25 protein-coding genes are annotated in these 17,158 nt (G+C 51.7%); 14 read left to right on the top strand and 11 right to left on the bottom strand.

The window, feature by feature from the left end; translation table 11 throughout:
* Window positions 1-2: 2 nt before the first annotated feature.
* From FHN83_RS02175 to FHN83_RS02135, 9 genes are all read right to left on the bottom strand, one after another.
* Complete coding sequence (locus tag FHN83_RS02175; RefSeq protein ID WP_139563128.1) at window positions 3-752, bottom strand: ORF6N domain-containing protein; 750 nt, start codon at window positions 750-752, stop codon at window positions 3-5.
* An 11-nt stretch (window positions 753-763) separates the two neighbouring features.
* Complete coding sequence (locus FHN83_RS02170) at window positions 764-1,270, bottom strand: hypothetical protein (protein WP_139563127.1); 507 nt, start codon at window positions 1,268-1,270, stop codon at window positions 764-766.
* Window positions 1,267-1,485 (bottom strand): hypothetical protein, encoded by a 219-nt coding sequence (locus FHN83_RS28920; protein ID WP_139563126.1) that lies wholly within the window; start codon window positions 1,483-1,485, stop codon window positions 1,267-1,269. The genes FHN83_RS02170 and FHN83_RS28920 overlap by 4 nt, the downstream gene beginning before the upstream one ends.
* On the bottom strand, window positions 1,457-1,699 hold the full coding sequence (locus FHN83_RS02160; RefSeq protein WP_139563125.1) for a hypothetical protein: 243 nt from the start codon (window positions 1,697-1,699) through the stop codon (window positions 1,457-1,459). The genes FHN83_RS28920 and FHN83_RS02160 overlap by 29 nt, the downstream gene beginning before the upstream one ends.
* Window positions 1,677-2,057 (bottom strand): hypothetical protein, encoded by a 381-nt coding sequence (locus FHN83_RS02155; protein WP_139563124.1) that lies wholly within the window; start codon window positions 2,055-2,057, stop codon window positions 1,677-1,679. The genes FHN83_RS02160 and FHN83_RS02155 overlap by 23 nt, the downstream gene beginning before the upstream one ends.
* Entirely contained in the window at window positions 2,058-2,282 is a 225-nt protein-coding gene (locus FHN83_RS02150) for a hypothetical protein (protein ID WP_139563123.1), read from the bottom strand.
* A 179-nt stretch (window positions 2,283-2,461) separates the two neighbouring features.
* Window positions 2,462-2,659 carry a hypothetical protein gene (locus FHN83_RS02145; RefSeq protein WP_139563122.1) on the bottom strand — a complete coding sequence of 66 codons (198 nt, stop codon included), beginning with the start codon at window positions 2,657-2,659 and terminating at the stop codon, window positions 2,462-2,464.
* Entirely contained in the window at window positions 2,649-2,969 is a 321-nt protein-coding gene (locus FHN83_RS02140; protein ID WP_139563121.1) for a hypothetical protein, read from the bottom strand. The genes FHN83_RS02145 and FHN83_RS02140 overlap by 11 nt, the downstream gene beginning before the upstream one ends.
* A gap of 182 nt (window positions 2,970-3,151) precedes the next feature.
* Window positions 3,152-3,841 carry an XRE family transcriptional regulator gene (locus FHN83_RS02135; RefSeq protein WP_139563120.1) on the bottom strand — a complete coding sequence of 230 codons (690 nt, stop codon included), beginning with the start codon at window positions 3,839-3,841 and terminating at the stop codon, window positions 3,152-3,154.
* 119 nt (window positions 3,842-3,960) lie between these two features.
* Between FHN83_RS02135 and FHN83_RS02130 the strand changes: the two genes are divergently transcribed.
* From FHN83_RS02130 to FHN83_RS02110, 5 genes are all read left to right on the top strand, one after another.
* Complete coding sequence (locus FHN83_RS02130; RefSeq protein WP_139563119.1) at window positions 3,961-4,191, top strand: helix-turn-helix domain-containing protein; 231 nt, start codon at window positions 3,961-3,963, stop codon at window positions 4,189-4,191.
* Window positions 4,175-4,471 (top strand): hypothetical protein, encoded by a 297-nt coding sequence (locus tag FHN83_RS02125; protein WP_139563118.1) that lies wholly within the window; start codon window positions 4,175-4,177, stop codon window positions 4,469-4,471. The genes FHN83_RS02130 and FHN83_RS02125 overlap by 17 nt, the downstream gene beginning before the upstream one ends.
* A 425-nt stretch (window positions 4,472-4,896) precedes the next feature.
* A complete protein-coding gene (locus FHN83_RS02120; protein WP_139563117.1) occupies window positions 4,897-6,507 on the top strand; it encodes a DEAD/DEAH box helicase in 1,611 nt (536 codons plus the stop codon).
* Window positions 6,504-7,475 (top strand): toprim domain-containing protein, encoded by a 972-nt coding sequence (locus FHN83_RS02115; RefSeq protein ID WP_139563116.1) that lies wholly within the window; start codon window positions 6,504-6,506, stop codon window positions 7,473-7,475. Before FHN83_RS02120 ends, FHN83_RS02115 begins: the two co-directional genes overlap by 4 nt.
* A complete protein-coding gene (locus FHN83_RS02110) occupies window positions 7,472-8,308 on the top strand; it encodes an antitermination protein (RefSeq protein WP_139563115.1) in 837 nt (278 codons plus the stop codon). The genes FHN83_RS02115 and FHN83_RS02110 overlap by 4 nt, the downstream gene beginning before the upstream one ends.
* 111 nt (window positions 8,309-8,419) lie before the next feature.
* Here the strand turns inward: FHN83_RS02110 and FHN83_RS02105 are convergent, their stop codons facing one another.
* On the bottom strand, window positions 8,420-9,340 hold the full coding sequence (locus FHN83_RS02105) for a hypothetical protein (protein ID WP_139563114.1): 921 nt from the start codon (window positions 9,338-9,340) through the stop codon (window positions 8,420-8,422).
* 143 nt (window positions 9,341-9,483) lie between these two features.
* On the opposite strand from FHN83_RS02105, the gene FHN83_RS02100 reads away from it, so the two are divergent.
* The 4 genes from FHN83_RS02100 to FHN83_RS02085 are packed head-to-tail and all read left to right on the top strand — an operon-like array spanning window position 9,484 to window position 11,050.
* The gene (locus tag FHN83_RS02100) at window positions 9,484-9,870 is read left to right on the top strand and encodes a phage holin family protein (protein ID WP_063136051.1); all 387 of its coding nucleotides are present in this window, start codon (window positions 9,484-9,486) and stop codon (window positions 9,868-9,870) included.
* Entirely contained in the window at window positions 9,857-10,138 is a 282-nt protein-coding gene (locus FHN83_RS02095; protein ID WP_126125766.1) for a phage holin family protein, read from the top strand. Before FHN83_RS02100 ends, FHN83_RS02095 begins: the two co-directional genes overlap by 14 nt.
* On the top strand, window positions 10,138-10,767 hold the full coding sequence (locus FHN83_RS02090) for a glycoside hydrolase family 19 protein (protein ID WP_139563113.1): 630 nt from the start codon (window positions 10,138-10,140) through the stop codon (window positions 10,765-10,767). The genes FHN83_RS02095 and FHN83_RS02090 overlap by 1 nt, the downstream gene beginning before the upstream one ends.
* 7 nt (window positions 10,768-10,774) lie before the next feature.
* Complete coding sequence (locus tag FHN83_RS02085) at window positions 10,775-11,050, top strand: hypothetical protein (RefSeq protein ID WP_139563112.1); 276 nt, start codon at window positions 10,775-10,777, stop codon at window positions 11,048-11,050.
* Between the two features lie 287 nt (window positions 11,051-11,337).
* Here the strand turns inward: FHN83_RS02085 and FHN83_RS02075 are convergent, their stop codons facing one another.
* A complete protein-coding gene (locus tag FHN83_RS02075; protein ID WP_139563110.1) occupies window positions 11,338-11,574 on the bottom strand; it encodes an ECs_2282 family putative zinc-binding protein in 237 nt (78 codons plus the stop codon).
* A gap of 680 nt (window positions 11,575-12,254) precedes the next feature.
* On the opposite strand from FHN83_RS02075, the gene FHN83_RS02070 reads away from it, so the two are divergent.
* The 5 genes from FHN83_RS02070 to FHN83_RS02050 all read left to right on the top strand — a co-directional run bounded on the left by FHN83_RS02070 (window position 12,255) and on the right by FHN83_RS02050 (window position 17,148).
* Window positions 12,255-12,596: a DUF2190 family protein gene (locus FHN83_RS02070; protein ID WP_139563109.1), complete on the top strand. Its 342-nt coding sequence runs from the start codon at window positions 12,255-12,257 to the stop codon at window positions 12,594-12,596.
* Window positions 12,597-12,837: 241 nt separating this feature from the next.
* The gene (locus FHN83_RS02065) at window positions 12,838-13,326 is read left to right on the top strand and encodes a DUF1441 family protein (protein WP_097455171.1); all 489 of its coding nucleotides are present in this window, start codon (window positions 12,838-12,840) and stop codon (window positions 13,324-13,326) included.
* Window positions 13,326-15,428, top strand: coding sequence for a phage terminase large subunit family protein (locus tag FHN83_RS02060; protein ID WP_139563108.1), 2,103 nt, complete (start codon window positions 13,326-13,328; stop codon window positions 15,426-15,428). Before FHN83_RS02065 ends, FHN83_RS02060 begins: the two co-directional genes overlap by 1 nt.
* Window positions 15,425-15,646, top strand: a complete 222-nt coding sequence (locus tag FHN83_RS02055; RefSeq protein WP_139563107.1) for a hypothetical protein — start codon at window positions 15,425-15,427, stop codon at window positions 15,644-15,646. Before FHN83_RS02060 ends, FHN83_RS02055 begins: the two co-directional genes overlap by 4 nt.
* Window positions 15,643-17,148, top strand: coding sequence for a phage portal protein (locus FHN83_RS02050; protein ID WP_139563106.1), 1,506 nt, complete (start codon window positions 15,643-15,645; stop codon window positions 17,146-17,148). The genes FHN83_RS02055 and FHN83_RS02050 overlap by 4 nt, the downstream gene beginning before the upstream one ends.
* Window positions 17,149-17,158: the final 10 nt, after the last annotated feature.

Here is a 17,158-nt window from a genome sequence, read left to right as displayed (position 1 = left end):
TGTTAACCCTCCCACCCGATAGCCTGAAACAAACCCATTTTTGGGTGATACCAGCGGGTGCCCCGGGGTTCCGCTTCGGACATCATCTGGCGGAACGCTGCCATAAATGGCTCAAGTTCCACGATGGCGCGGCGGGAGAGAAGGCCATCTGGCGTCATGAACTCGTGCGTGTCTGTCGGGATGCGGTAGGCGTTTACCAGGTTGCGGCATTTCGAGTCAGTCATGCCACTTTTGGCGACCACCTGCCGATAACCGACATAGCCTGCACGCATGTTGCCACGCTTAATATTCTCTACAGCTTCGGTTACTGTTTCGATCTGCTCTTCCACATGATTCAGGCGCTTCTGCTGGCGAACTGCGTCGGCGGCCATCGCGGCGATCATTTCGATTTCGGTCAGGGGTTGTTGTCGGTGAGTACGGAAGTAGCTGTTAACCAGCTCGCGCTGAATCTGCCAGGCCAGGTCGTCATTAAAAGGTTTCGTCAGCATCAGGTAGCCAGACTCGAACAGAATGATGCCTTTGGCAGTACGAGCGGCAAAAACCTCTGATAGTGACTCCGTACGTATTACGTCCGCAGTCAATTCAAGAAAATCCACACCTTCAATAAAGTGTGAGCGGTTACGGTTAAACGCGGCACGAGCTGTACCTTCCGGGCGCTGGTGGACTTCATCAATCATTGCCAGAGTCACAACGCGCTGGCCGCGATATTCAACTGCCGGGAGCTGTTTGTTATTGATGGTTACTGTGTTCATCGTCATTATCCTCAATGCAAAATGTGCTGAACGGGTGCCGATTCGCCTGGGCGAAGGCGATTTGCAAGATCCACAAACATCTCGTCGAGAAAGGCTGTGAACCATGAATTACCATCTTCTTTCAGGCGCTGATAATTGGCGCTGTAGAACTGGAACACAGCCAGATACCGTTCCTTGGGCTTGTGTTCGATCAGCGCGCCTTCTACATGCTCAACAAGCAGATTTTCGATGAGTTCCCACGTTAAGCCGAAAGCAAACTCCCCGGTTTTAAACTGGTATTCGCCGTTGCGAAGTCCCCAGCGGTTTTCGCAACTGAGGAGATAGAGCAGAGCGACCGTCCCGCGCATGGACTGGACGACGGTTTCTGCCCACTCATGCTGTTCTTCATCTGTCAGCTCACCCTTCCCATAACGATTTTCATCAAGCATCCAGGCTGGGATATGCGTACCGGACTGTTCCTGCATTTCCTTTAGTCGGTTAACAAGCTGCTTCACATTGTCTTTATCGTTGTCGATCATCTGTCTTTCTCCCGGTTATAAGTTTCATGGCTCATTACTTCCCAGTTCCGGCCCCCATCGCGGGAAAGTAGCCGCCAGCGGTGGTTTACCTTTAGGCTCAGGTTCCCGGAGCCATGCATGCGGCAGGGGTGAATCCGCCTGGCTCTAAACTGGCGCAGGACGTGCGCAGCTTTAAGATGAATCCACTCAGGAATTCGAATTGCAGTCAGGGCCACTTTTCACCTCCGCGATCCGCAGCTCCATATCACGAGCCATTTCAATAAACGTGTCCAAAGCACAGATATGCTCGTCGGGAGATAACCGCCGATCACATTTAACCTGGCCGTTTTCGATGTAGAGAACGACGCGGCCAGTGAAGTCAGGCAGAACATGCAGATCTACGTTCAGAACCGGGCGACCACTCTGGCTAACATTTTGTTGACTGATCATGCTTAGCCTCCGCAGCTGCTGGTTTATGCTTTTTGGCAAAATCGACCAGTTCTGCAATGAGATCGTCGATTAACTCTTTGCCGCTTTCCGTCAGGAACTCACCGCGGCCATTCACGTCTACAGCGCTGCTATAAATTCCCCTGACCGCCTTAATCCCTTCAATATTTCCGAATTCGCTCACGGCCTGTTTTTCAAATCTGCTCAATAGGCCATCGAGTAGAATCTCTGTTAATTCGATAGTTTTTATTTCTCCTTTTGGCTGGTTAATAATGATGCAGTTACTACCGGTTTTACGCTGGTGGCGGAGTAACGCTGTTTTAAGAATTCGACGGCGGTATGTTTCGATTAATTTATCCATCTAAATAATCCTTCTTTGCGCGTCTTCATTCGCCAGTACAATTTTCTCCTCTTTCTCGGTCCATGAATAAACGGAGCCAGCGAGGTCATAAGCCAGACCTAAAAGGCCATCAAGCTGGTAGCAATCGAAATCCTTATGATGGGCATGGATAGTTTGCATAAGGAAATTGAGTTGTTCTGCTTTGATATTCAGCGTCTGAATATCTTGTCGTTCTTGAATAGACATAACTTATCTCCCATATGCTTTCTTTAAAAAGAGATTGGCGATGTGCCAATATCCAGCGCTGCGCATTAATTGTGCTGTTTTAAAAGCGGCTTTATTTACCATAATAAAAACCCATAAAAAGGATGTAATATTCCCCAGCGATAAAGCTGTATTTATTCCAGATTAAATTATCGGTGTGGTTATTTGTTTTTGACTTTAACAGCCTGCTCTTCAATCAACCAAGCGCATACATCGCCTGTGAGCCTGCGCAGTAGCGAGGCAATCGCTATCACTTCGGAATCAGCCATTCTGTCAGGATAAGACTCCATCATTCGACAAATAATTTCCGCTTGATGCGCTCGCTCAGCTACCTGCTCTAATGAAATTTCATGCGCCATGATTCCCATCCTTTAACCCAGAAAGATATGAAGCTGCATGAGATATTTTATTTGTCGCAACGCCGAGTTCAGCAAGATCAGCGATAACGCAGGTGAGACTGAGGATTTTGTCTCTATTAATTGCTTCCTCTTCTGACAAACTAAAAATACTTAAACTGAGATGATTTATTGCTTCAAAGATTGAAGTCGTTTTGGTATCGCAATCAGATGCAATATCACCGTAATGAATATGAGAGCAATCTTTACTGAATCGAAAATCTTCGATATCAACTAATTGGTAAAACTTTTTAGTAGTTGGCTCGCTGGTCATTTAGTTAACTCCGTTGTATGCCGATGAAATAAGCATACGATCACCAAAATTGTCTGTCAAACATAATTATGCGTGATAAACATATTTTGGGTATAACCAACTGTTTTCCTGACTTTAAAAGATATGTTTCAAAAGCAAAAAAAAGAGCCGGAAGGCTCTTTAGTATGTGCGGGGATGATGGGTCACGCGTGGCGTCGGAACTGTTGTGATTGGCTTAAAAGTACCTTGCCGCAAACGTGGAGCATATCCATCTCTTCATCAGTGATCTGCCATTCTCTATACAGCGGATTGTCAGAAAGCACGTGAAGTTGAGTTTTGATTTTCTGAAGGCGTTTTACAAAGAGATCGCCGCTAAAATCAAAAACATATATGCCGTCACCGTCGAAATGGTTGACACCGACATCAACAAAAATGAGATCACCAGGCTCGATTGTGCCCTGCATGCTATCGCCGCGAACGTTAATGAGCTTGACCTGATTTGCTGGCCTGTGGCCAAAGAGGTTTCTTGCTTCTTCGGTAACATACTCTATCGAACTAATAACTTCGATGAAGTCGCGGGTAGAGTTCCCATTGCCAGCGCTTGCAGAAACGTCCATTACATCAACCCGATACACGTCCCTTCTCCTTTCCGACGAAAGTGAATTGATACTGTATGTTTCTACAGTATCTTTTTTATCTTGGAAAGAAAATAGTTCGGAGAGTGGAACCTCTAACGCCTCGGCAATTTTTTTGAGGCTGGCTTCACTGTAGCCCTGCATACCTCTTTCGAGCCGTGAAATGTTGCCGACATCCCAATCAGTCAGGGACGCCAGCTGGTTTATAGTCATTTTCTTTGCTTTTCGCAGCTCTCTAATCCGTTGCCCTACGTTCATCGAAGCACCCCCGCCAAATGTTATTTAATTTGTATTTTATACATAATTTTGCAACTCACACAACTCAACTTGCATAATATGTTTGTGACGCATATTATGTCTAAAACACAAATGGAGTTATGCGCATGTTCACACCGCTACGCAAAGCTCGCCTCAAAGCAAAGATGACCATTCAGGAGGTTGCATCATCCATTAAGTGCGACCCCGGTAATCTTAGTCGAATGGAGCGAGGTATACAGAGGCCTTCTCCAGAAGTTGCTGAGAAGCTGGCCAAATTGTTCGACGCAGAATTGACAGAAATTCAGATCCTCTATCCCGAAAGGTTTAGCTCTGATGGATATCAACCGTAATGAGCACCTGGTTATGCCTGACAACCATAGCCAGGCAGATTCGGAATGGATTAAGCAGCAGCTATTAACCCTGGCACCATCCGCACGACAAAAAGCAATTCAGCGTTATGCGGCTGTGTACCAGGAATCGTATGAAGCTGAGCTGGTTTCTTACCGCAAGGAGAACCGGGCAAGGCACAAAGCAAACACACGGCTTCGCCTGTTCGTTAGAAATCACGGCAGAGCTTTACAGGGGTATACCGCCGAACCTCCCTTGGCTGGAACGCAAGCGCGTTTTTGATTGTTTCGGGTTTGAAGGTACCCGGACAGATGCAGGCTTAAAGGTGTCTGCTCAGGTTGGCAACCACCAGAACCTCACCCCCATTTGTACTAGGAAAGTAGTACGTTTTTATGGGGAAGAGGGAAAGGGGGGAAAGGGGGGATTGGGTGCAGGGGAAGGAATAGGTCCTTTTCCAACAGGAGAGATCCATAGGTTAGGTAGATCTCAGTCTTAAGGACTGAACCACAAAAAGCGCTGTATCAGCAAGATAGTACGGAAGCTGAAAGCGTACAGAAACGAGGAAGGTTCTTCCTGGAAGAGTGAATTTCAGGGGAGCTGATTCAGAAGGGAGGCTGGCAACCTTTGGGGAGGCCGCCAGCCATGTGAGGGGAATCTATGAAAACCACATCACAAAATTATTATCTCATCACCGCGGGGGCAGCACAATGCAGCTGACGATCACACCGAATTTTGCACAGGAACGCGCGCTTAATATGCTGCGCCGGGACTGGAAGGCAAACGACACCTTCATGGTGTACTCGCCGACCGGTAGCGGCAAGACAGGGCTGGCCGCTTTCATTGTTGCCGGGTTCGTCAGCCGCGGCAAGCGCGTTCTGTTCTGCGCGCCATACACCATCCTGATCGGTCAGACGGCAAACCGCTTTGTTGAATATGGATTACCGGGTGACGAAATCGGCTACATATGGGCAGACCATCCAAACTACGATCCGTCGTTGAAAATCCAGATTGCTAGCGCCGATACGCTTATTCGCCGCGTATTCCCTGACAACATCGATCTGCTGATTATCGACGAAGCGCACCTGCGTAAAAAGCGCATCCTGCAGGACATCGAACGCCTGCGCGCTAGCGGTGTGAAAGTGATCGGCCTGTCGGGTACACCATTTTCGCCGTTCCTGGGTAAATACTATGACCGGCTCATTAAGCCGACCACCATCGGCGAGCTGATCCAGCGCGGCGATTTGAGCAAATACGAGTTTTACGCACCGACTAAACCGGATCTGAAAGGCGTTAGAACGGCCTCATCACTGGAGTTCGGCAGCGACTACAACGAGACGCAGCTGGCGGAGATCATGTGCGGTTCCACGCTGGTGGGCGATATCGTCCAGAACTGGCTGGAGAATGGCCGTGACCTGCCGACTATTGCGTTCTGCGTGAACGTTGCCCACGCCAATTTCCTGACCATCCAGTTTAACCAGGCTGGGGTTAATGCCGAGGTGATGACCGCTGACACTCCGGTGGAGGATCGCCAGACCATCATTCATCGCTTCGAGACTGGCGCCACGAAAATCATCGTGAGTGTGGGTGTTCTTGTGGCCGGGTTCGACAGCGACGTTCGTTGCATCATCTACGCCAGGCCAACCAAAAGCGAAATTCGCTGGCTGCAGGCGCTGGGCCGCGGTCTTCGCGCCGCGCCGGGTAAAGAATCCTGCCTCATCTTCGATCACAGCGGCACCGTACATCGCCTCGGTTACCCGGACTCTATCGAGTATGACGACCTCCCGGGCAAATCAGACGGAATGGATGAAAGCGCGCGCCGGGCTGCTGAAGAACGCGAAGAGAAGCGGCCGCACGAATGCTCGCAATGCCACTACATGAAACCAGCTGGCGTCTACGTCTGCCCGAAATGCGGTCACAAGCCGCTGGGCGGTGAAGATATCGATACCGACACCGGGCGCAAACTGAAAAAGCTGGGCAACGAGCAGCGTCAGCCAACTAAGGCCGAGAAACAGGCCTGGTGGAGCCAGATTAAGTTTTACCAGCGTCAGCGCCAGTCGCTGGGCAAAAAGCCCGTAAGCGATGGTTGGTGCAAACACACTTTCCATGAGCGTTTCGGGGAGTGGCCAAACGGCCTGAGCGATTACCCGATGGACATCACCCCTACGGTTTCGAACTTCATCAGGCACAAACAGATCGCTTTTGCTAAGCAGCGCGAGAAAGCGCAGGCGCAGCAAGAATGCCAGCCTGAGCCGACCAGAATTCAGCTGGCGAGAAACCAGATGAAAGAAATCAAACAGCAGTTAGGAAAACGAGCATGAAGACGGCAGAAGCAGCAAAGGGCCAGTGGGCCATGATTTTTGAACATTACGGACTGCCGCCGATCACCGGTAAAAATCACTTCAAAGGCAAATGCCCGCTATGTGACTCAACTGGCAAATTCCGTATCGATGACCGTGACGGTGCCGGCACTTGGATCTGTACCTGCGGCAGCGGCGATGGATTGAAACTGGTTACGCAAACCCAGGGTAAACCCTTCAATGAGATCTGTCGTGAAATCGACGAGCTGATCGGCAACACCTTCACTCGTTTGAAAATACCGGTCACCACCAGCGCAGGCAGCTTGCGTAAAAGGGTGCTCAGCAAGTTTTCCAAACTGGCACCGCTGCGTGGGACCACTGGTGCCGATTACCTCAATGCGCGCGGTATCTATAAGCTCCCGACTGAAGCTATCCGTTTCAATGATAAGCAGCGTCACGATGGCCGCGTGTACCAGTCCCTCTACTCTCTGGCAACTGATGATAAAGGTGAGCTTTGCTATCTGCATCAGACGCTTCTGGACGGCTCAAAAAAGGCCGACATCGGCACCAGCGCAAAGCGTCAGAAATCCCTGCAAGAGGACAATTATCTGGATCACGCCCGTTCAGTGGCGATCCGTATGTTCCCTGTTGCCAGCACGCTTGGCATCGCCGAAGGCATCGAAACAGCCCTGTCAGCGCACCAGATCTTCGGCGTAAATACCTGGGCAACCATGACCAGCGGATTTATGAAGAAATTCCGGGTACCGGCGGGCGTGAAGAATTTCATCATCTTCGCAGACCGTGACATCAACAGCGCGACTGGTTTAGCGGCTGCTATGGAATGCGCCCATGCCAATTTGCTGGCAAAAAACGATCTGGAGAAAGTCAGTATCTACTGGCCGGATAACGGAGACTTCAACGACATGCTCACGAACGGCGATCAGGTCCGTGAAATGGTTTTCTATAAAAAACAGCAGGTGGCCGCATGAAACTGGAAGCATCACTCAAACATTTCAGCCCTCAGGGAATGCACATCAGCGACAGTGTGAAAGGTACATCACCGGATCGCCTCACTGGCACTGACGTTATGGCGGCCATCGGCACCACCAGCAGCCGTGCGAGTTTCGGCCTGGCGGCATTCTTCGGCAAGGCCGGGATCAGCAAAACGGATGAGCAGATGGCGGTTCAGGCGCTGGCCCGTCATGCAATGGATTCCGCACCGAAGAACGTGCGTAAAGCAGCGGGTGCAGAGTTCGGTTGGTGCATGCAGCTTCTGGCGCAATTCGCCTTTGCAGAGTATTCCCGTTCGGCGGCCACCTGCGCGCCGTGTAACAGCTGCGGCGGTACCGGACGAACAACTCGCGAGCAGATTACACGCAAGGTTTCGTACCCCTGGGGTAAAGCGCCATACTGGGCCAGTCGCTCTCGTGCCGTTCGTCCGTCTGACTGGGAGCAGTGGACAGAGGTAACAGAGGTTGTACCGTCTGTCTGTGACGTTTGCGAAGGCAAGGGCGCAATTAGCGCCCGCTGTCGGTGCGGTGGTAAAGGAGAGGTACTCGATCGCAAAGCCACAAGCGAGCGCGGCGCGCCGGTGTTTAAAACCTGTGAGCGCTGCAGTGGAAACGGATTCTCTGCGGTACCGTCTACTGCTGCCTATAAAGCGATACTGAAGCGCGTCCCTGATCTGCACGTGAGAACATGGACCCGTAACTGGAAGCCATTTCTGGACGCGCTGGTAGTCATCTGTCAGCAGGAGGAAGGGAAAGCAGCTAAGGAATTTCAGAGGGCTACCAGTACAATGGAAGAAAGCAGCAAAGTTTAGGTTTTTAGTAACACAAAGCTTGATTTTGTCCGAAGTTGTCGTGTATGCTTCTAATCATGCGAAGTAACGCCTAAAAGATTTCAACAAGAAGCCCCTTTCGGGGCTTTTTCATTATTTAAGCCAATTTAAAAAGTCCAAAAAGTTTTGAAACTCAATTTCTTCTGCTGTCGTAGAGTATTTTATTTTATTGGCTATAGGCATTAGGTTCTTTTTAGTTAAGAACTTGCTGACTTGATGTTTTAGGTTTTTTAGTTGCTTGATTCGTTCTTCAATTGTGTCGGCGATTCTTGCAACTTCAGCAATCTCAGGGCTTGGCGCTGTTGATAGACCAATGGCGCGAATTTTTTTTAGATCTTCATTTATTGATACAAATAAGTTGCGAATATTATTCTCAGGTAACAGTACGTGGCTGAATGATACTTTCCCCATGTCGTATTCACTCGTAGCCTCACCCGATTCACGCATATGTTTATTCATCGCAAAAAGAATGGTCCTGGTCTTCTTATCTGTTTCAACTTCAGAAAGAGTCACAACGCCAGTCTGCGTTTTTTCTAAAAGGCGGATTTCTGCGGCTCCAAGCCTGCCAGAAAAATTGGAGTTTTTACTCTTTTCGATAGCAAAAGACAGATAATCAATAGTGGGTTTGAGGCCTCGTAGCGCTTCTATATTTTTTTGCCAGGTATCACACTTTTCTTTTGCGATACTAATAATTTCCCGGTTCGTTTCAAGTTGCATGAATTTATTGAAGCTAAGAACGTTTTCGCCGAACTCAACTCCAAATTCGTTTTTTCCACATTTGTTGCCGATGTTGGTTTCTATACCGCTTGAGGTTTTGACGATGTAACCCATCTGGTGTGGCTGGTTACATCCAGTTAAACTACAGTGGATTTCTTCCTTAAATTGATAGTAACCAATAATCTCCTCAAACTGATGATCGCCTTTTGCTATTTTGGCTACAAAGTTTGGTCTAGAAGTGATTAACGCCCAGTCACCAACTTTTTCGCTGCCATTTTCTGTTCGAAGAAAAATCATGAATCGCTCCATTCGATAGTGGACCGTTTATTTTATCGCCATGCAATTGAGATCACCATATCTGAGTTTCAATTTTAAATCTGATGCGCTTGGCGGCCTTACTCCCCTCATATTGAGAGGAACCATAGCACTGAGGGGGACCAATGTCCGATCCAATTTCCGGCACGGGGTTAGCCGGTGGCACTCTGGCGGGTGCCAGCGTTTATGGACTGTTGACCGGGACCGATTACGGTGTGGTTTTTGGCGCGTTTGCAGGGGCTGTATTCTACATCGCCACAGCCGCAGACCTCGGCGCAGCACGCCGACTTGCTTATTTTATCGTGTCCTATATCGCTGGCATTCTGTGCTCTGGCTTAGTCGGGTCGAAGCTGGCTAACTTGACCGGTTACAGCGACAAACCCCTGGACGCCATTGGTGCCGTTATCGTTTCTGCATTAGCCGTCAAAATCCTGACGTTCCTGAATAACCAGGATGTCGGCTCGCTGGTGGCGCTGATAACGCGCCGGGGAGGTTCTGGTGGTTCTAAATGACCCTACAGCAACTATCAACGCGCTACTCTGCGCCGGCGTAGTGCTGACTCTAATGTTTTACCGCCGGGGTGATTCACGACATCGACCGTGGGTTTCCCGCCTGGCGTGGTTGATTACTGTCACGTACAGCGCGGTGCCGTTAGCCTATCTGTGCGGCATATATCCTCATTCATCGTGGGCCACCATTGGTGCCAACGTCATTTTCCTTTCCGTGCTTGTGGCCGTCAGAGGCAACGTTGCGCGGCTGGTTGATCATCTGAGGCAATAATGAACCAAACACAATTTCAGAAGGCGGCTAACCTCAGCGCCGGGATGGCTGCGCGCTGGTATTCGCATATCAACGCAGCTATGAAAGAGTTCGGCATTACCGCGCCGCTCGATCAGGCCATGTTGATCGCTCAGATGGGCCATGAGTCCGGTGGCTTTGCCCGGCTGGTGGAAAACCTGAACTATGCGGCAGACAGTCTGGTGTCAGTGTTCGGTAAGCACCGCATTACAGCGCAACAGGCTGCCGCCCTCGGCAGAACGGCCACGCAGCCAGCTAACCAGAAAGCGATCGCAAATCTGGTCTATGGCGGAGAGTGGGGTAGAAAGAACCTGGGAAATCAGGTGGCTGGTGACGGCTGGAAATACCGGGGCCGCGGTCTGAAGCAGATCACAGGCCTCAGCAACTACCGTAACTGCGGTCAGGCGCTGAAGCTGGATCTGGTAACTCACCCCGAGCTGCTGGAGCAGGATGTCTATGCCGCGCGAACAGCAGCATGGTTTTACGTGTCCCACGGCTGCCTGCTTTATTCGGGCGATGTAGAGCGCGTCACGCTGATCATCAATGGCGGACGTAACGGCCTGGATAAACGGCGCACCCTGTTCAACCTGGCAAAATCCGTGCTGGTGTGAGGTCACAATGGGTATCGAAATGATTATCGGGCTGGCTGCAACGGTGATCGCTGCTATCGCTGGCGCATTTGGATTAGGCCATTCACGCGGCACCAGCGAAGCGGAAGCAAAAGCTGATCAGCAGCGTACCGAAGATAACGCCGCGGCAACGGTCGCAGCAGCAGAACGCAGGGTAGAAGCAACGAAAGAGGCCAGCAATGTACAGCAGACTGTTAACCATATGCCTGATGACGATGTTGATCGCGAGCTGCATGACTCGTGGAAGCGCCCCAGTGGTGGTTGATACTGCGTGTGACTGGGTAAAGCCAATCTACCTTACGGATCCTGACATTGATGCGCTGGACCGGCAGACGAAGAAAGACATCCTGGCGCACAACAAAGCGTGGCAAGCGAACTGCCAGAAGTAGCCATTCCAAAGCTCATCTGCGGGTGGGCTTGATAATGGGACCATGGTGCGTGATAGAAAGCGACAAGCGAAGGTTACGAGGATTTAATCGGCTGGTTTAAAAGGCGCCACTACCACTTACAGTGGTCGCCAGCAAGTTATGGGTAAGACAGATAAATTAAGAGTTATTTACGGTCCCACATGGTTCCCTTAAAAATGGCCTTCATGGTTTCATCATCACGTTTTCTTGTTTCCGCTATATCTTGCTGAACAACATCGTCCTTATTAATTTCTCGACCACACTCGACACAACTGACGTCAGCAAAATTAGTTTCAAAATCAAAGTCAAAGTCATTGGGCATCGTCAGAAACGGACTGCCGCAATATGGACATATAACCTTTAGATTTACATTTTTAAGCATGGATAACATCCTTTTGTTAATGGCATACAAAATATAAACCATGCTTTTAGTGTGGTAAATATTAAAGGTAAAGCTTTAGCGGTTGATAATAAGAATATTAATCAATGAGGCGGCAATTATTAAGCTTCGGTAATTAATTCAGGCAGGGGTATGTTTTTTTGCATATATCAGATAAGGACAATTAAAATTAATTACACCAGTGATTGTTCATTATTTTTTATGCATTTATCACAATCAAATCGGTATTCATAAAATAAAACCCTCATGGGCAGGAAATCCGGTCTGCTCGTGAGGGCATGCAAGTGCATATTCGTTACGGATTTATTATGTGATTGCTAACCGTAGGTGGTTATAGGACATATCTCATAAGCGAAGCGGTTAATGACCGAATGGTCAAAAAAAGCCCTCATTTGAGGGCTGCAGGAGTCTCAGTTTCATTTCTCTTTTTATTGATGTTTCCCCGGAGTTGGCATTCTCCGCATCAGAGTCCTGTACAGTCTGGCACTGAAGCGCCTAACAACAAGCGTAAGCGTGGGTCATTAAGAATTTCCTCAGGCGCCATCACCATGGGCAGACCCATCGTAATGGCTATAGGGGATAAATCGCAAATATACCCTCTAGGGGATAAAACACAGCCTCGCTTAGTCGGGGCTTTTTTAGCGCTTTAAAAGGTGATCAAAATGGCAAAGAACTACTATCAGGATGGCAATACGATGGACTGGCATAAAGGGACCACAAAAGCAGTGGTTTCGGGCCAGCCGGTTATTGTGGGTGCGATTACTGGTATTGCTCAGCATGATATTGCTGTCGACAGTGATGGCGTTCTGATGATGACCGGGGTGTTTGTATTACCAAAGGTGGCAGCTGAAACCTGGCAGCGTGGTGCCCGCCTGTGGCTGACGAAGGATGGCAAGCTCACCAGCAGCGCGAAAGACGGTACGGATGATAACGTCCTGGCTGGTACTGCATGGATCACGACTAACCCTAACGACGCTGAAGGCCGTGTCAGGCTTGGATTCTGAGAGGGTAATGCGACCGCTCAAGCTGTTCACCGTCGTCAGTCCAGCCCTTAATAAATTAAAGTAATAATCATTCTCATTTGAATGGGTCCTCCCGGAGGGGTGGCCTGCCACGAGGCGGCGGGCACGCGGAAAACGGCTAGTTTTCGTGATCCAGGGTCATCATCATCATGTGCATAACTGTATGATTTTTAACAGTGCCGTTTTGCAATGATGTCGAATCGTTCAAAAAGTGTTCACCATCATGGACCAGGAACTCTCCACCCTGAAGCTGAACATTAATCAGCTGGCAGGGATCACCGGCGTTCATCGCCAGACCGTTGCCGCCAGGCTTAAGCAACTCGAGCCTGCGCTGGGCAGTAACAACAAACTCAAACTCTATCTCATCACCGATGTGCTGACCGAGCTGATGGCGCCCGTCGTCGCGTCCAGCGCCGAAGATATGACGCCCTCGGACAGGCTCGCCCACTGGAAAGCGGAAAACGAGCGGCTCAAATTCGAGCAGGATACCGGCCAGCTAATCCCGGCTGATGAGGTGGCCCGTGAATTTTCTGTCATGGCAAAAGCTGTGGTGCAGGTGCTGGAAACGTTGCCGGACATTCTGGAGCGTGACTGCGCCATGAGCCCCTCGGCTATCAGCCGGGTACAGAGTGTTATTGATGACCTTCGCGACCAGATTGCGCAGCGCGTTCTGGACGCAGAACCGGAGGAGGACGAGCCAGAGGAGGACTGATGGCGAAGCGGGCATCTGCCCGGGGGATCCGCAAGGATATCCCTGGAATACTTCGTGCCCCACGCCGCATGCTGGTGGCCGATGCAGTCAGTAAATTTATGCGCGTGCCAATGGGCGCCGGTAACTCCGTTCCCTGGGATCCGAACCTGGCTCCGTATGTACTTGAGCCAATGAACTGCCTGGCGTCGCGCGAGTATGACGCAGTGGTGTTTGTCGGCCCGGCGCGAACAGGTAAGACTATAGGCCTGATTGACGGGTGGGTGGTTTATAACGTGGTCTGCGACCCGTCTGACATGCTGATTATTCAGATGACAGAGGAAAAGGCCCGCGAGCACTCGAAGAAACGACTGGATCGCACGTTCCGTTGCAGTCCGGAAGTGGCAACCCGCCTGAGCCCCCGCAGGAACGATAACAACGTTTATGACAGGACCTTTAGGGCGGGTAACTATCTCAAAATAGGCTGGCCGTCGGTCAATATCATGTCCTCGTCGGATTACAAGTGCGTCGCCCTTACTGATTACGACCGCTTTCCAGAGGACATAGACGGGGAAGGGGATGCATTCTCTCTGGCCTCCAAACGTACTACTACGTTTATGTCGTCCGGCATGACGCTGGTAGAGAGTTCACCAGGCCGGGACATCCGCGATACGAAGTGGCGCCGGAGCTCGGCGCATGAAGCCCCGCCGACAACCGGTATTCTTTCTCTGTACAACCGCGGCGACCGCCGCCGCTGGTACTGGCCTTGTCCTCATTGCGGTGAGTATTTCCAGCCTGAGATGACGGCGATGACCGGTTACCGGGAAATCAGCGATCCGGTAAAAGCCAGCGAAGCGGCCTGTATACATTGCCCTTCCTGCTCCGGGGTGATCACTGCTGACCAGAAACGCGCCCTGAATATGAAAGGTGTCTGGCTGCGTGAGGAGCAGCAGATCGACAGCAGCGGAACAATAACGGGCGCCGGACGACGGTCGCGAATCGCGTCGTTCTGGATGGAAGGCCCGGCAGCTGCATATCAGACCTGGGCACAGCTGGTTTATAAACTGCTGACCGCTGAACAGGAGTACGAGGCGACCGGCAGCGAAGAAACGCTGAAGACGGTTATCAACACCGACTGGGGGCTACCGTATCTCCCGCGTTCCAGCATTGAGCAACGCAAAGGTGACGAACTGCAGCAGCGCGCCGAACCGGTTGAGCGTCGGCGCGTGCCTGCTGGCGTCAACTTCCTGGTGGCGACCGTCGATGTTCAGGGCGGTAAAAACCGGCGGTTTGTGGTGCAGGTTGTTGGCTACGGCGCCCACGGCGAGCGGTGGGTGGTTGACCGGTACAACATCATGCAGTCGATGCGCACCACGCCTGACGGCGAAAGCTACCACATCGATCCTGCCAGCTATCCGGAGGACTGGGATCTTTTGCGCACCGATGTGCTGGAGAAAACCTGGGCGCTTGATGGTGAACCAGGCAAGCGAATGGGTCTGCTGGCAATAGCCGTCGACTCCGGCGGGGAGGATGGTGTTACCGACAACGCCTATGAGTTCTGGCGGCGCTGTCGCCGTGACGGTCTGCAGCGCAAAGTCTGGCTTTTCAAGGGTGACAGCCAGACCCGGGCGAAGCTGATTACCAAAACCTACCCGGATAACACCGGGCGTTCTGCACGGCGCGCGAAGGCGGCCGGTGATGTCCCTCTCTACCTTCTCCAGACCAACGCACTGAAAGACCGGATCAACAACGCGCTATGGCGCGATGTGCCGGGGCCGAACTACGTGCATTTCCCTGACTGGCTGGGAGGGTGGTTTTACGACGAACTGACCTATGAGGAGCGATCAGCTGATGGTAAATGGACGAAGCCTGGTAAGGGGGCAAACGAAGCGTTTGACCTTATGGTTTACGCACATGCCCTGGTCATTCTTCATGGTTACGAAAAGATTAAGTGGCCTGATGCCCCTGAGTGGGCGCGCCGGGAGAGTTATCTGGTGGTTGAGCCATCGCCAGACGCGCCTGCAGTGGCGCCGCCGCCGGTTGCAAAACCGTCAGTATCAGAGCCTAAGGCTACGAAACCAGCCCGTGAATCGGCATGGTCATCATCATCAGGAGGCTGGGTGTGAATCTCAATGATATTCAGGACATGGTCAGACGCTATACCGAAGCGGAAATGGCGATCCTGCAGGGCAAGTCCATAACGTTTAACGGTCAGCAGATGACTATGGAGAACCTGAGCGAAATACGGAAAGGCCGTCAGGAGTGGGAACGAAAAGAGGCTGCTGCTGTGGCTGCCGCAACGGGCAGGGGTGGCTCCTTTAAACTGGCGAGGTTCCCGCGATGAGCGCCCTGGATAATCTGATAGGCGTGTTTTCCCCGGGCTGGAAAGCAGAGCGTCTGAAGTCGCGCCTGATGATCCAGGCATACGAGGCTGTTATTCCTACCCGGACGCACCGGGCAAAACGTGAGAACCGCTCAGCGAATCAGCTGACGCAATTTGGCGGGCGCTCACTGCGCGAGCAGGCCCGGTGGCTCGACTGTAACCACGATCTGGTGATCGGCATCCTTGATAAGCTCGAAGAGCGCATCGTGGGGGCGAAAGGCATCATCGTTGAGCCTCAGCCACTGATGAAAAACGGCGAGATAGCCGCTGACGTTGCCAAGCAGATCCGTGCCAAATGGGCGGAATGGTCCGTTTCTCCGGATGTTACCGGCCAGTTTACCCGGCCAGTGCTTGAGCGTCTGATGTGCCGGACCTGGTTACGGGACGGTGAGGTGTTCGCGCAGCTGGTCAGTGGCACCGGTAATGGTCTGTCGTCTGTGGCGGAAATTCCGTTCTGGATTGAAGCGCTGGAACCCGACTTTGTGCCGATGGAGCGGACAGAGCCGGGGCAAAAGTTATGCCAGGGAATTTACCTCAACGACTGGGGCCGTCCGACCAGATACATGGTCTACAAAAACCTGCCAGCGGAAGGCATGCGCCAGGGTGACACAAAGGATATTCAGGCGGAGAACATGCTTCACCTGAAATTCATGCGGCGCCTGCATCAAATCCGGGGCAATTCGCTGCTTGCCGGGGTGCTGATGCGTCTTTCGGCGTTGAAGGAATACGAAGACGCCGAGCTGACCGCTGCCCGCATCGCTGCGGCGCTGGGCATGTTCATCAAGAAAGGTGATGGTCAGTCGTATCCGGAAGACAGCGCGCAGGGCTCACGGGAATTGAACATTGAACCCGGTATGCTGTTTGACGATCTCCGTCCCGGTGAAGATATCGGGATGATCAAATCGGACCGACCCAACCCTAACCTCGAAACTTTCCGCAACGGGCAGCTCCGTGCTGTGGCCGCCGGATCGCGCGGTAGCTTCTCCAGTATCGCCCGTAATTACGACGGGACATACAGCGCACAGCGCCAGGAGCTCGTGGAGTCAACCGAAGGCTATTTCATCCTGCAGGACGCATTCATCGCGGCGATCACCCGGCCGATGTACCGGGCCTGGCTCAAGATGGCGATTGCTTCAGGCGAGATCACGATCCCGCCAAATGTGGATAAAGCCACGCTATACAGCGCCGTGTTCTCCGGCCCCGTTATGCCATGGATTGACCCGGTCAAAGAGGCGAACGCCTGGAAAATTCTGCTCCGGGGTGGTGCGGCAACCGAAAGTGAATGGGTGCGCGCCCGCGGCGCAAATCCGGATGACGTGAAACGCCGCCGTAAGGCGGAAATCGATGAAAACCATAAACAGGGGCTGGTGTTCGATACAGACCCGGCAAACGACAAAGGAGACACCAGTGTCGAGGAAACAAAACCGGGTAAAGAATCGCCCAAAGGCCCAGGCAAAAAATAGCTGGTTCCGT

This window comes from Leclercia adecarboxylata (assembly GCF_006171285.1).
Lineage (GTDB): Bacteria > Pseudomonadota > Gammaproteobacteria > Enterobacterales > Enterobacteriaceae > Enterobacter > Enterobacter barmai.
The sequence above is the reverse complement of the archived record's forward strand: the minus strand, read 5'-3'. Positions and strand labels throughout refer to the sequence as shown.